Source organism: Microbacterium endophyticum (assembly GCF_011047135.1).
GTDB lineage: Bacteria > Actinomycetota > Actinomycetes > Actinomycetales > Microbacteriaceae > Microbacterium > Microbacterium endophyticum.
In genome coordinates, this window is sequence record NZ_CP049255.1 from 1,481,516 (window position 1) to 1,494,847 (window position 13,332).

At 60.7% G+C, this 13,332-nt stretch carries 12 protein-coding genes and 1 tRNA gene; 8 read left to right on the plus strand and 5 right to left on the minus strand.

The window, feature by feature from the left end:
• Window positions 1-123 precede the first annotated feature (123 nt).
• Window positions 124-207: transfer RNA gene (locus G6N83_RS06870), tRNA-Leu, on the plus strand.
• Window positions 208-257: 50 nt separating this feature from the next.
• Here the strand turns inward: G6N83_RS06870 and G6N83_RS06875 are convergent.
• A complete protein-coding gene (locus G6N83_RS06875) occupies window positions 258-911 on the minus strand; it encodes a GntR family transcriptional regulator (RefSeq protein ID WP_208379735.1) in 654 nt (217 codons plus the stop codon).
• Between the two features lie 274 nt (window positions 912-1,185).
• Between G6N83_RS06875 and G6N83_RS06880 the strand changes: the two genes are divergently transcribed.
• Window positions 1,186-1,392, plus strand: a complete 207-nt coding sequence (locus G6N83_RS06880; RefSeq protein WP_165140603.1) for a cold-shock protein — start codon at window positions 1,186-1,188, stop codon at window positions 1,390-1,392.
• A gap of 60 nt (window positions 1,393-1,452) precedes the next feature.
• Here G6N83_RS06880 and G6N83_RS06885 read toward each other — a convergent pair whose 3' ends face one another.
• Genes G6N83_RS06885 through G6N83_RS06900 form a run of 4 tightly spaced genes read right to left on the minus strand, consistent with a single transcriptional unit; the run spans window position 1,453 to window position 6,259 of the window.
• Window positions 1,453-3,534 (minus strand): bifunctional lysylphosphatidylglycerol flippase/synthetase MprF, encoded by a 2,082-nt coding sequence (locus G6N83_RS06885; RefSeq protein WP_241246113.1) that lies wholly within the window; start codon window positions 3,532-3,534, stop codon window positions 1,453-1,455.
• Window positions 3,535-3,556: 22 nt separating this feature from the next.
• Window positions 3,557-4,243: an HAD hydrolase-like protein gene (locus G6N83_RS06890; RefSeq protein WP_165140605.1), complete on the minus strand. Its 687-nt coding sequence runs from the start codon at window positions 4,241-4,243 to the stop codon at window positions 3,557-3,559.
• Between the two features lie 21 nt (window positions 4,244-4,264).
• Window positions 4,265-4,960, minus strand: coding sequence for an endonuclease NucS (nucS, locus tag G6N83_RS06895; protein WP_165140607.1), 696 nt, complete (start codon window positions 4,958-4,960; stop codon window positions 4,265-4,267).
• Between the two features lie 54 nt (window positions 4,961-5,014).
• On the minus strand, window positions 5,015-6,259 hold the full coding sequence (locus G6N83_RS06900; protein WP_165140609.1) for an MFS transporter: 1,245 nt from the start codon (window positions 6,257-6,259) through the stop codon (window positions 5,015-5,017).
• Between the two features lie 70 nt (window positions 6,260-6,329).
• Here G6N83_RS06900 and G6N83_RS06905 point away from each other — a divergent pair, with 70 nt between their 5' ends.
• From G6N83_RS06905 to G6N83_RS06930, 6 genes are all read left to right on the plus strand, one after another.
• Window positions 6,330-7,376, plus strand: coding sequence for a LacI family DNA-binding transcriptional regulator (locus G6N83_RS06905; RefSeq protein WP_165140611.1), 1,047 nt, complete (start codon window positions 6,330-6,332; stop codon window positions 7,374-7,376).
• Window positions 7,377-7,459: 83 nt separating this feature from the next.
• Window positions 7,460-10,393 (plus strand): Na+/H+ antiporter subunit A, encoded by a 2,934-nt coding sequence (locus G6N83_RS06910; RefSeq protein ID WP_165140613.1) that lies wholly within the window; start codon window positions 7,460-7,462, stop codon window positions 10,391-10,393.
• Window positions 10,390-10,920, plus strand: coding sequence for a Na(+)/H(+) antiporter subunit C (locus G6N83_RS06915; RefSeq protein ID WP_165140615.1), 531 nt, complete (start codon window positions 10,390-10,392; stop codon window positions 10,918-10,920). The genes G6N83_RS06910 and G6N83_RS06915 overlap by 4 nt, the downstream gene beginning before the upstream one ends.
• A complete protein-coding gene (locus G6N83_RS06920) occupies window positions 10,917-12,479 on the plus strand; it encodes a Na+/H+ antiporter subunit D (protein ID WP_165140617.1) in 1,563 nt (520 codons plus the stop codon). Before G6N83_RS06915 ends, G6N83_RS06920 begins: the two co-directional genes overlap by 4 nt.
• A complete protein-coding gene (locus tag G6N83_RS06925) occupies window positions 12,476-13,048 on the plus strand; it encodes a Na+/H+ antiporter subunit E (RefSeq protein ID WP_165140619.1) in 573 nt (190 codons plus the stop codon). Before G6N83_RS06920 ends, G6N83_RS06925 begins: the two co-directional genes overlap by 4 nt.
• Window positions 13,045-13,308, plus strand: coding sequence for an MrpF/PhaF family protein (locus tag G6N83_RS06930; RefSeq protein ID WP_165140621.1), 264 nt, complete (start codon window positions 13,045-13,047; stop codon window positions 13,306-13,308). The genes G6N83_RS06925 and G6N83_RS06930 overlap by 4 nt, the downstream gene beginning before the upstream one ends.
• Window positions 13,309-13,332 lie beyond the last annotated feature (24 nt).

Sequence of the window (13,332 nt, forward strand, 5' to 3'; positions counted from 1 at the left end):
TGCACCACCGCTTGGAAGCATGTCATGTGACGGCGAAAACGTGCTTCTCTTCGTAAAAGACGGGCGCACGTGGCGTGATATCCTCGTGAAGTTGTGTATGCGCGCTGAACGGCGTGCTGCTTCGCGCGAGTGGCGGAATAGGTAGACGCGCTGGCTTCAGGTGCCAGTGCCCGCAAGGGCGTGGGGGTTCAAGTCCCCCCTCGCGCACATCGACAGAGAACCCTGCCGGCCTACCGGCGGGGTTCTTTTATGCACTTCTACGTGGCCGGTGTATCGCTCGTTGATGCGAAAAGTGCGCGCTCGGCCGCCACCGCATCGCGCTGTGCAATTGCGTCGCGGAGCTCCCGGTAGTTGTTAGTGCGTGTTTCAACGTTGGAGTTGGGATGCTGCCACCCGCGAAGATTACGTTGGAAGGCGATACCGGCTTCTCGCATGATCTGAATGAAGACTTCATTTCCGGTTGCCCTGATAGCTTGCTGATACATCATGACCGTGGTGCCCAGCATCGCGTCGGAGTTGTCCGCTTCGGAGGCGTCGACGAGAGCTTCGGATGCGGACACGACTAGCTCGAGCTGGTCATCGGAGCATCGCGGCAATCCCAGCGTGAGAGCATCCCGCACGAGATGCACGATGAACTCCAGTGTGTCGCGCAGTGCCGAAGGGCTCGGAGTGGTGACACGCGTCCATCGGTTGGCTGCGATTTCGACGAGCCCAAATCTCTCTAAACGCTGTAGTGCTTCTCTCACCGGGGTGCGTGACACTCGTAGCTGATCAGCGAGGTCGACGTCGCGAAGTCGTTGACCTGGCATGAGCGTTCCGTCGAGAATCGCTTTTCCGAGCACAGCAAATACTTCGTCTCCGAGGACGACGCCTCGGGGATCGAGAGGTGAGAAGCCTGCTGAGTCAGACATTGGCCTGACGATTCTACGCCCGCGTTGTTTTGGCAGTACTGCCTATTTCTTATGGAAATCAGTAGAGTGTCGCTGTCGCGTTTTGCGTGACATATCCGGGGGGATCCGTCGATGCCCGGGCCTTTGAGCAGGGCTCGGCCCGGGCATCGAATGGGAAATTTTCATGCAACGTTTGTGTCACCTTCTCAAAGGGCGTAGACCATACCCCACTTTGACCGCTAACGTGGGGCTAGCCGGCGCAGAGCGCGCGGGTGATGTATAGAACGGCAATTCAATGAGCACGACAGGCACCGTAAAGTGGTTCAACGCGGACAAGGGGTTCGGTTTCATCGCGCCCGACGACGGGGGAGCGGACCTTTTCGCGCACTACTCGGCGATCCAGTCAGGCGGCTTCCGCTCGCTTGAAGAGAACCAGCGGGTCGAGTTCGAGGTTGCTGAAGGCCCCAAGGGTCTTCAGGCAGCTGAGATCCGCCCGATCTAATCGAGCGATGACGTCCTGGGTGGCGGGATGGATTTCCCGCCACCCAGGAATTTCGTTCGCTTAAGAACTTCCGCCGCGCAGCAGCTCTACGCCTGCGCCGGCGAATTGCCGCAGCGTTGCTGTGGGCAAGAAGGCGCGAGTCAATCCCATGCCGATGCGTGACATGTCGCTCTCGTCGCGGAATAGCAGATACATCGTTTCGTAGCGAGGGTGAAACTTCTCTTTGAACCTGTGCAGCGATTTGAACCCGTAGACCGGTTCGAGTGTTTCAGCCAACCGAGTGCTGAGATCCGAGATGACGCCTGCGTCCTCGGGATAATCATGCGCGAGCGGCGCTCCCGACAGCGAGAGCACCTCAGCCCCCTCCCGCGAGAAATACGCGGCAGAAGATCCGATGAGGAACTCCATCACTGGAGCAAAGCCTCCATCGCGGCGACGCATGAGATCCAAGGTCCATCCACGGATTTTGCCGTCATGGCCGTAGACCGGCAGCCACGATAAGAAGCCGTCGACGTCGCCCTCCGACGAGATCGCGAGCGCGAGGCGCACTTCAGGGTCTTCCGCCTCGACGAGTGTGCCCAGAGTGAAGCCCATTTCTGGCAGGCCCTTGTCTCCCACCCACATTTCCGAGATCGCGCGGAGTTGCTGCCGAACGCCCCATGGTTCGTCAGTAAGCCGTGTCATGCGGAACGTGACTTCTTCGCGCTGTGCCCGATTAAGAGAAGTGCGGACGGCGGCCCAGCGTTTTCCTGTGAACTCAAGACCCTTGAGATCCACGATGGTGTCATCAGCGACGATGAGACTTCGCCAGCTTTTCGGCACTGCGGCGCGTGTTTCCTCGCTTGAGCTGAAGAAGCAGGGCACTAATCCGGCGCGCTCTGATGCGGCGATGAATTCCAGCACTGACTGTGCGCGTCCGTCTTCCGGGCCGAGCGGATCGCCGAGAGCGACTGCGACACCAGCTCGACGCTGGTAGACCACGATGCCGGTCGACGTGCGGGCGTAAGAGTTGCCGTCCCACGTCGTCATCCATGACAGCGTTCCGCCGCCCGACTCATGAAGCGCTGCGACCACGTCGGACTTCGTGGGCGTAGGCGCTATCCCCACGGAAGCGCTTCGCCGCGCACGGAACGCACCTCGAACCCAGAAAAGATAGCCGAGCATCAGCATCCAGAGCACTCCTGTGGCAAGGCTCAGCGACGGCGGTGAGGACAAAAGGTCTGCGACTGCGCTCATGCCAAGTACTGCAACAAGCGTGATCACAACAACAAAGGTTGCGACGTTGATGCTGGCAAGCACGATGGACACGATCCAAGCCCAGCGCCTGCCTCGTCGCAGGCCATTCGCGACGAAGATCACGATGAGGACATCGGTCGCCACATCGATGATCGAATTGCGCTCTGGACTGGTAGCACCAAACGGGCCACTGGTGGGAACGAGGAGAACAATGATCTCCATAATCACCAGGGTCGTAAGACCAACGAACGCCAAGAGTCGCTGTTCTCGCACCGTGGTCTTCTGAACGCGAAGAGTCCGGTCAACAGAAAGAACAAGCACGACGGCGAGAAGATGCTCAATGTCGTCGAGGTTTCCCCAAAACAGCATTGTGGTGAAAACGAAGGCGAGTAGAACGATCCATGCCCGCACCCGCCACGGGGAGATGAAAAGGCCAATAGCGGCAGCAATGCACGCCATGGTGCCGCCTGATGGGCCAACGTCTCGAAGCGTCGCAACGTTCTGTGCCCAATCAGACGGCGTGAACGCGAGAATCCACACCAGCAGTGCGGAGCCGATAACGGCGAAGAGTTGCCCGACTGTGAAGTAGGCGAGGGCAATACGAGAGCCGCGGCGGTACTCGAGATAACCCATTCCGGCGAAGGCGAGTAGCCCAGGAATGTAGAGCAGCGGACGGGCGATCAGGAACGTGCCCAACAGTGGCGTCCACCACTTGCCAGCTTCGAGCGCGGGCAGGCCGTAGGCGACGACATCCCAGGCGGAGTTGTTAACAAACGGCTGCCATAGGGCCGACGTTGCCACCCCGACAACAATCATCAGGAGAACAAGGGTGATTGTTGCCGGAATCCTGCGAAGGACTGCGCGGAGGAGGCTGCGTGGGCCTACCATGACGGAGGTCTGCGACATGGTGCTCACACTAGCGGGCGAGTCAGCCGGCGGTGGTGTCTCCGACGATGAGGAGTTCGCGCAATTCATCGACATTGTCAACGGCGGCCTGCGCACCCTCGGACTCGTGCGGCCAGCTAAATCCCCACCGTACGAAGATGACAGGCACTCCTTGCTCTGCGCCACCTTCGACGTCGTGGTGCCTGTCGCCGATCAGTACCGGGCGACTCGTGTCGACGCCCGATGCGCTGAGGCGTCGAAGCGCCTCAGCGATGATGTCCGACTTTGCGCTCAGCGTGCGCTCGTCACTTGTGGCGCCGGTGATCGAGGTGAGGTACTGGGCAAGATCGAAGTGATCCATGAGTGCCGCGACCTGCACTTCGGGTTTTGATGATGCTGTCCCCTGGGGGATGCCGCTTGCGGCAAGGTCACGGATGAGCTCGGCGACACCCGGGTACACGCGTGCATCCTTCGTATAGCCGTCGGCTTTGCCGAGTGTGCGGTAGAAAGTGACTGCTTCGTCAGCCTCGTCGGCACTCATCCCGACGTTATCTTGGAACGAGTCGTGCATCGGTGGGCCGATCCAGTGCACGAGTTCTGCGCGGGTTGGCGCCGGTTTAGCGAAGTGCTCCATCGTGATGGTCAACCGACGAAGGATTCCGACCGATGCGTCGACGATGGTGCCGTCGACGTCCCAGAGGACACATGAAAAAGGCGAGCGATCGGGCATAGTCAATACGCTACCGGCACCTCAGAAGAGTCGAGGCACTCCTGATTCGATGCCTTTCATGTCTTCGTAGTCGAGGGTTACGCAGCGGATGCCGCGGTCGGCCGCCAGCGTTCGCGCCTGCGGTTTGATCTCCTGAGCCGCGAAAACTCCCGTCACTGGGGCGAGGTGCGAGTCCCGTCCTAGCAGTTCGAGGTAACGAGTGAGTTGTTCCACACCGTCGATATCGCCGCGTCGTTTCACCTCGACGGCAATCGTGCCGCCGGCCGGATCTCGCAGAAGAAGATCCACTGGGCCGATCGCGGTCGGGAACTCTCGTCGCACGAGCGTGAGGTTCTCGCCAATCACATCAACCTGCTCAGCCAGTAGCCGCTGGAGGTCTGCTTCGACGCCGTCTTTGATCAGTCCCGGGTCGACACCTAGCTCATGGGTCGAGTCGTGGATGACCTCGAAGATACGCACCACCAACGAGTCGCCGGTCTTGCCATGCGTTACGCGCCACTGCTGAATGACACCGGCGTCGACGGCATCCTGCTCGGGCTCTTCGACCGCCAATGTGCACGGGGGGCTCATCCAATTTAAAGGCTTGTACGAGCCGCCGTCGGAGTGAACGAGTAGCGAGCCGTCGCTTTTATGGAGGAGTAGTCGTGTGGCCAACGGAAGATGCGCGTTCAGCCGGCCAGCGTAGTCAACTGAGCAACGGGCAATGACGAGACGCACTAGACGAGCTTAACGGTCTTACTCGTTGGGCACTGTCTAGTTCTTGGGCGCTGTCTAGTTCTTGGGCGCTGCGGAGTGGGCAGCGCCGACCTTTGACCCGGCGACGGGTTTCGCTGCGCCAGAGAAGAGCCCGGACAGGACGATCAGAACAACGATGATCCACAGCGTTGGGAGCAGGCCGATCTCGTGCGCGACCCACCCGAGTGCTGGGGGGCCGGCGAGGAAGGCGATGTACCCGATGGTCGCTACGGCACTCACAGAAGCCGCAGCCTTCGTCGGATCATCGGCGGCAGCCGACATCCCGAGTGGAAAACCGAGCGACGCTCCAGCGCCCCAGAGCGCGACACCGACGAGCGCGACAGGGATCGTCGGAGCGAGGATGAAAACGATGAGGCCGATTCCCGCGGTGAGGGAGAGGATTCTGAGCGTCCATACCCGGCCAAGAGTGTCGACGAGCGGCCCGCCGCACACGCGGACGACGGTCATGCTGATCGAAAAGACGGTGAGAGCTAGTGCGCCCATCGACTGAGATCCGTCGTGACCGTCAACGACGGCGAGTGAGAGCCAATCGTTTGCACCGCCTTCGGCAAAGGACATGCCGAGCACCACGATTCCGATCGACCAGATTCGTGGATCACGCCACGCAGAAAGAGCGCGAACAAATCTTTCGACCCAGCGCCGCTCTCCGTCTTCTGAAACGGGATCGCCCACGATGTCGCGCTGAGGCACGTTCGCGATAGCTACGAGCGCGACGAGCACGATCATCGCTGCAATGCCGAAGGCGTTCGGCGCTATGTCGACGCCCCATAGCGCCATCAGGGCGCCGGTACCGGCTCCGATCACAGTGCCAAAACTAAAGAACGCGTGGAAGAGGGGCATCAACGTCTTGGTCGTGGTCTGCTCGATGGCAGCACCTTCGACGTTCATCATTACGTCGACAGAGCCCATCCCAAGACCCAGGAGTGAAAGTCCCAGAGCAACGATGGCGAACATGGGAACGAGCTGGCCGCCGATGCCGACGAGCGTAAGTCCTGTCGCGAAAGTCAGCAGTGCGATCAGCATTCCCCGGCGCGCACCGAAACGGGCCATCAGGACAGATGCCAGCGAGAGTCCGATGATCGAGAACGCGCCGGAGAACACCAGCAGCAGGCCGATTTGAAAGTCGTTGATGCCGAGATTGATCTTGATAGCGGGGACACGTGCGGCCCACGTGGCGAATCCAAGACCCGCCGTGAAGAAAACGGCAAAAATCGCGGCGCGCCAACGAAGTAGTCGTGATCGGCTGAGCTGGGTATCCACCGCTGAAGCCTACCGAATCGATTCGATGCCTGCGATAGGTGACACTGCCAAGGGACGTTACGATCGCTCCATGAGCTCGCGGCGGTCGACTATCGCCGACGTTGCCCGCGAGGCGGGGGTGTCGGCCTCAACAGCATCCGTTGTCTTCAGCGGAAAGACCCCGGTCACGCCCGCGACGAGGCAGCGAGTTCTTGATGCAGCGGGCGCCCTTGGCTACACCGGACCCGATCCGCGCGCTGCATCCCTCAGGCGCGGGCGGTCCGGGATCGTCGGGGTTGTTTTCGAGGGCCATTTGGGAGGTGCGTTCCTCGACCCTGTAACGCGCGCCATGATGGATGGCCTCGCCGACGCGGTTGCCCCGCAAGGGGCAGGACTTCTGCTCCTGCGGGATGACGTTGAAAGCGGAGCGACGCTGACGACAGCGCCGATCGATGCTGCGGTATTGATCGGCTGCAGTGCCCGTATGCGTGCCTCATTGGAGATCGTGCTGTCTCGCGGAATACCAGTCGTCGTGATTGAAGGAGACGCTGGCGCCGGCGTTCCAGCCGTCATGCTCGATAACTCTTTTGCGCAGCGGGTCGTCGCGGAGCACCTCAAAAAGCTCGGACACAGTCGGGTCGCGCTCGTCACCCTTCCGACCGATGTGCTCGGCGAGCGAGGTTGGGTCGATCACCGGCGGGAAGCGACCATCACCGTCGACGTGATGCGCGATCGCCTCGAGGGCGCGCGCCAGGTATTTCCTGACGCTCCCGCACTCTCTGCCCGTAGGAGCTCGATAGACGAGGGTGTCATCGCAGGAAGAGTAATCTTCGCCTCGGCTGAACGCCCTACAGCGGTTGTGGCGCAAAGTGACTTGCTCGCAGCAGGCGTCATCCGCGCGGCTGAGGAAGCGGGGCTCCGTGTGCCGGCTGATGTGAGCGTCACCGGATTCGACGGAGTCGATGTCGATGGACTCGCGCCGTATCGGCTCACCACAATGTCGCAGCCGGCGTCCGAAAAAGGGCGCGCCGCTGGACGTGCTGTCACGGCCATGTTGGACGGCGAGAAAACCCGGACAATTGAGTTCACTTGTGTATTCCGTGAAGGGAACACAACGGGAGCCCCGGCAAGATCTTGAATTTGACCCGTAGAATAGGGTTCGCACCCCGATCGCCCGAGACGCTATAGCTGCGCCAATACTGACGACTCCGAGGAGGACTCTTGCTTCTCCTCCTTTGTGCGTTCGCGATAATTCCGCTGCTTGTTCCGGCTGTCGTGGCGAGAATCGGAGCTCGCGCTTTCTATGTGACTGCTCTTTTGCCGCTCATCGCGTTCGGTGCGGCAATCGCACAAGCCCCACAGGTCCTCAACGGCAGTATTCCATTCGAGTCATACTCGTGGATCCCGAGCCTCGGCATCGAACTGTCGATGCGGATGGACCTGCTCAGTTGGATCATGACGCTCATCGTGACAGGCGTCGGAGCACTCGTGATGCTCTATTGCCGTTGGTATTTTCGCGGTAAGACGCAGGGCGTCGGCCAATTTGCTGCAGTCCTGCTCGCGTTCGCTGGCGCGATGTATGGCCTGGTGTTGACGGATGACATCGTCATGCTCGTCATGTTCTGGGAAATCACCAGCGTGTTGTCATATCTGCTGATCGGCTTCTACAACATGCGTGGCGCTAGCCGCCGTGCCGCGCTGCAGGCACTTCTGGTCACGACGCTCGGTGGCCTCGTCATGCTGATCGGCGTCGTGCTCTTTGTCGTCGAAGCCGGAACATCGAGCCTTTCGCAGATACTCGCGGATGTCCCGACCGGCCCCGTGATCGATGCCGCGCTGGTATTGCTGCTCGTCGGTGCGCTTTCCAAGTCGGCGATCTTCCCATTCCACTTTTGGCTTCCGGGGGCCATGGCGGCACCGACACCCGTCAGCGCTTACCTCCACGCTGCGGCAATGGTGAAAGCCGGGATCTATCTCATCGCCAGGTTTGCCCCGATCTACGCTGATTCGGAACCCTGGCGGCCTATCGTCATCACGCTCGGCGTCTTCACGATGCTTCTCGGTGGCATCCAAGCGCTACGAGAGACCGACCTGAAGCGTCTACTCGCCTTCGGTACCGTCAGTCAGCTCGGTTTTCTCACCATCGTGCTCGGCTATGGAACGCGAGACACGGCGCTGGCGGGCGTGACGCTTCTCATTGCGCATGCCCTGTTCAAGTCGTCGCTCTTTCTTGTCGTCGGCATCATCGACCGGCAGCTCTCCACTCGAAATATCGATGACCTCAGTGGGCTCGGACGCCGCGCACCGCTTCTCGCCACCTGCGCGATTGTGGCGATCGCATCGATGGCCGGGGTCATTCCGACGATCGGCTTCGTCGGAAAAGAGGCGGCCCTATCGGCCCTGCTGAGCGAGGCTGAAGGTGGCTCGACCTGGGGCGTTATCGCGCTGTTCGGTGTCGTGGCAGGGTCGGTCCTCACCGCGGCTTACGGCATCCGATTTGTGTGGGGCGCGTTCTGGGCGAAGAAAGATGTCGCTGGTCACGCGAAGAGTGCTACTGAATGGCCAAAGCCGCCCATGGGCTTCATGGCAGCGCCCGCTATTCTTGGCGCGCTCACGATCGCCGGCGGTCTTGCCTCGTCGGTAGTCGGCACAGCCTTGGAGAAGTACGCCGATACCGCACCACTCGCATCCGAGGGAGTCGCCGCTCCTGACCATACGTACCACTTGGCTCTTTGGCATGGTCTCGAGCCGGCTCTCGGGATATCGCTCGGAACTCTATTACTCGGGACAGCTGTCTTTGTGTTCGCGCGAAAGCTCCGGTGGGAACACCGCCGGCGCATACTGCCCTTCACCGCGGGCGGGGTATACAACTCGACTCTTCGAGTGATCGCGCGTATTGCCGTAGTGACTACGAGCTCGACACAGCGGGGGTCTTTGCCGGTATACGTCGGCACGATCTTCCTCGTCTTCGTGGTTGCCGAAGGGACTGCGCTGCTCTCGAGCGCGGAATGGCAGGCGGATCTCGCACTGTGGCAGTCGCCAGCTCAAATCGTTGTGGCACCGATCATGATCATCGCCGGCATCATCGCGGTGCGGGCGCGGAAGCGTTACACGGGAGTCGTTCTTGTTTCGGTAACCGGCCTCGGAATGGTCGTGCTGTTCGCGACGAGTGGCGCGCCCGACCTCGCGCTCACTCAAGTGCTCATCGAGACTGTCACCCTTGTCGCGTTTGCGCTGGTCTTGCGTCGGATCCCCGCACGGTTGGGTGACCACAATGCCTCAGTCTGGCCGTTCGCGAGAGCGGTCTTGGCCGGTGCGGTGGGGGTCACGATGGCATTTATCGCCATTGTCGCGACCGCCGCAAGAGAAGCCACGCCGATTTCGGTGAGCTTTCCAGAGCTTGCATATGAGCTTGGACACGGACGAAACGTCGTCAATGTTGCGCTCGTCGATCTGCGTGGGTGGGACACCATGGGAGAACTTTCGGTTCTCATCCTCGCGGCGACGGGTGTGGCTTCGCTCGTGTTCGTGACGCATCGCTCCGATACTCTGACGCAGCTCACTCGTCCGCTGCAGCACGTGCGCGACGGCAGGCCGCTCGTTGAAACACCATCAGGCTCGAAGCCACAACAAACCGGCCCCATTCAGCAGCCCCGTACCTGGCTTCTGGGCGGGCAGCGGTTGCGCCCCGAGAATCGTTCGATTGTTCTTGAGGTAATTGTTCGGGTGCTCTTCCACACGATCATTCTCGTTTCGCTGTACTTGCTGTTCGCGGGACACAACCTTCCCGGTGGGGGCTTTGCGGGCGGACTCGTCGCGGGAATGGCTCTCGTTATGCGATACGTCGCGGGCGGTAGGTACGAACTCGGCGTGGCCGCACCGACCGATGCTGGGCGCCTTCTTGGAATTGGAATGACGCTTGCCCTCGCTTGCGCGATCGTGCCGATGTTCTTCGGAAGTGATCCGCTCACGAGCATGGTGTTCGAGGCAGAGGTTCCGTTGCTCGGACACATCGAGTTCGTGAGTTCGACGATCTTCGATATCGGCGTCTATCTCGTCGTCATCGGCCTCGTGCTCGATGTGCTGCGGAGCCTTGGCGCAGAAGTCGATCGCCAGACGCAGCAGAGTCGGATGCGGGGTGTGACCACCTCATGACAGTTTCTCTGACTCTTATCATCGTGATGGCAGTGCTGTTCGCGTGCGGCGTCTACGCGATGCTCGAACGCAGTCTTACCCGTGTTCTCATTGGCTTCTTGCTGCTCGGTAATGCGGCCAATCTCTTGTTGCTCATTGTGATCGGGGACCCCGGGGTGGCACCGTTTTACGGCTCCGGGGACTCGGAGAGCTTTAGCGACCCGCTCCCTCAAGCGCTCATGCTGACGGCAATCGTGATCACGTTCGCGGTCTCTGCGTTCCTCCTGGCCCTCATTTATCGTTCCTGGCAGCTCGGTCAGGCCGACACAGTCGAGGATGACGCGGAAGACCTCGCATTGCGTGAGCGCAGTGCCGAGACCGAAGAGACACTCGACGATGAATCTGAGGAGCAAGACACCGAAGCGGTCACTGACTTCGTCGGTGACGCAGCATCGCCCCTGACTGTGCTCAACAGCACCGATTTCTCGGGTCTGCGCGATGACGCCCCCACCGACAAGGGCTACGAACGACCGGAGGGAGATCGATGAGCGCTCTCGTCCCTCTCCTCGTGACTCTGCCGCTGCTGGGCGCAGCCATGGCATTGATTGCCGGGCGGCACCGCCGCGCGCAGGTGACGATCTCGGTCATAACGTTGACAGTCACGTTCGTGATCTCGGGCATTTTGCTTGTGGCAGTGGATGCCGGCACGCCCATCGCCGTATCAGTGGGCGGATGGCCAATCCCGTTTGGAATCGTGCTGTACGTCGACCGGCTTTCTGCTCTTCTCGTGCTCGTTTCGAGCGTTGTGCTCCTCGCCGTCCTCTTGTTCTCCGTTGGGCAGGGTGCAGCAGACGGCGATGACGAGACGCCCGTCTCGATCTTCCACCCCTCGTACCTGATTCTCGCCGCCGGTATTTTCAACGCGTTCATTGCCGGGGACCTCTTCAACCTTTACGTCGGGTTCGAGATCCTGCTCGTGGCATCCTTCGTGTTGATTACCCTCGGAAGCACCGAGTCACGCATCCGTACTGGCGCTGTCTACATCGTCGTCTCGCTCGTCTCGTCGATCCTGTTCCTCGCTGCCATCGCGATGATTTACGGCGCGCTGGGCACTGTCAACATGGCGCAGATTTCCGAGCGTATGACGGAGTTGCCGCAAGATCTGCAACTCGTTCTGCACCTCATGTTGCTCCTGGCTTTCGCGATCAAAGCCGCGGTCTTTCCGCTTTCGTTCTGGCTCCCGGACTCTTACCCGACGGCACCAGCTCCCGTAACGGCGGTATTCGCTGGCCTTTTGACGAAGGTCGGTGTCTACGCGCTCATCCGCACTGAGACACAGCTGTTCTCCGACAACAGCGTCAACGACCTTCTGATGATCGTTGCGCTCGCGACCATGATCGTGGGGGTCCTGGGTGCGCTGGCGCAGGCGGAGCTCAAGCGCATCCTTTCGTTCACGCTCGTGAGCCACATCGGCTATATGGTCTTCGGCCTCGCGATAGCGACCCCTGCAGCGATCGGCGCCACGATTTACTACATGGTGCACCACATCATCGTGCAGACCACGCTGTTTTTGGCGGTCGGCCTCGTCGAGCGACGTGCGGGCAGCACCTCGATATTGAAGGTCAAGGGTTTGATGCGTGCGGCACCGGTGATTGCTGTGCTGTATTTCATCCCCGCCGTGAACCTCGGCGGCTTGCCACCGTTCTCAGGGTTCATCGGCAAGTACGCGCTGTTCGACGCCGCAGCAGCGGTCGGTACCCCGCTCATGATGGTGCTGATCGTGGCGGGAATCGTCACTTCACTTCTCACGCTTTACGCGCTGATGCGCGCGTGGAACCTCTCGTTCTGGCGTGAAAAGAGCGATGCGCCCGAAGAGGCAGAGGTCGAGGCGCGGATCTCCTATCTCGGTGATGCGCCCGAGGCGACAGTTCAGACCGAGCGCCGTTCGATTCCGCGGATCATGACAGCCGCAACGACCGGGATGGTGGCGATCACCGTGGCGCTCACGATATTTGCCGGCCCGCTGTACGAAGTGTGCGAACGCATTGGTGCCGCGCTGCTCGAACCGGTGCACATCGTGCAGGTCGACCAGGAGACGCGATCATGACGACGACTCCGAAACGGTTGGCACGGGTATGGCGACAGATGCCGTTCTTCGTGTGGCTCGTCGCGCTGTGGATGCTGCTGTGGGGACAGTTCACGCTTGTCGCTTTTCTCACGGGAGTGGCCGCTGCCATCTTTGTCACGCGAGTATTTCGGCTGCCGCCGGTCGAGCTTTCGGGACGTATCAATGCCTGGTATGGGCTTATTTTCGTCCTGACGTTCGCCGTCGAAGTTGTGCGCGGTTCGATCGTCGTCGCGCTGCAGGTCTTCGACTTTCGTAGGCAACCCGGTGCGGCAATCATCGCGGTGCCGCTCGTCATCGATGACGACCTGATCATGACTCACACGGCTGTCACGGCATCACTCGTTCCCGGTTCGCTCCTCGTGGACGTCGATCGTGATCGACGGATCTTGTACGTGCACGTGGTCGGAGTGGACACGATCGCAGATATCGATGCGCAGCGCCGTCACGTGCAGCTCTGGGAGCGCCGCATCGTGCGCGCCGTGGGTTCTCGAAAGCAAGTGGAACAGATGCGTACACACACTGCGGCAGCGCCCGGGGGTTCAGTATGAACGTCATGCTCTTGCTCATCTGTATCGTGTTCGCGGCGGCGGCTCTCATCACGATGTGGCGAATCGTGCGGGGTCCATCGATCCTCGACCGTGCAGTGGCATCCGACGTTCTCTTGACCGAAGTGATGTGCGTGCTCGCAGCCGACATGGCCATTAACCATCACACTCGCACGCTGCCGGTCCTGCTGATTATCGCTGCGGTGGGCGTGTTCGGCTCTATTTCGATTGCTCGTTTCGTCGCGAGGAAGGACAACCGATAGTGCCTGCTCTTGATGCGTGGCTCG

What these genes read in the sequence shown, in the direction of transcription:
- G6N83_RS06875 (WP_208379735.1), bottom strand. Translation starts at nt 911, where the DNA reads ATGTCTGACTCAGCAGGCTTCTCACCTCTCGATCCCCGAGGCGTCGTC.
- G6N83_RS06880 (WP_165140603.1), top strand. Translation starts at nt 1,186, where the DNA reads ATGAGCACGACAGGCACCGTAAAGTGGTTCAACGCGGACAAGGGGTTC.
- G6N83_RS06885 (WP_241246113.1), bottom strand. Translation starts at nt 3,534, where the DNA reads ATGTCGCAGACCTCCGTCATGGTAGGCCCACGCAGCCTCCTCCGCGCA.
- G6N83_RS06890 (WP_165140605.1), bottom strand. Translation starts at nt 4,243, where the DNA reads ATGCCCGATCGCTCGCCTTTTTCATGTGTCCTCTGGGACGTCGACGGC.
- G6N83_RS06905 (WP_165140611.1), top strand. Translation starts at nt 6,330, where the DNA reads ATGAGCTCGCGGCGGTCGACTATCGCCGACGTTGCCCGCGAGGCGGGG.
- G6N83_RS06915 (WP_165140615.1), top strand. Translation starts at nt 10,390, where the DNA reads ATGACAGTTTCTCTGACTCTTATCATCGTGATGGCAGTGCTGTTCGCG.
- G6N83_RS06920 (WP_165140617.1), top strand. Translation starts at nt 10,917, where the DNA reads ATGAGCGCTCTCGTCCCTCTCCTCGTGACTCTGCCGCTGCTGGGCGCA.
- G6N83_RS06925 (WP_165140619.1), top strand. Translation starts at nt 12,476, where the DNA reads ATGACGACGACTCCGAAACGGTTGGCACGGGTATGGCGACAGATGCCG.
- G6N83_RS06930 (WP_165140621.1), top strand. Translation starts at nt 13,045, where the DNA reads ATGAACGTCATGCTCTTGCTCATCTGTATCGTGTTCGCGGCGGCGGCT.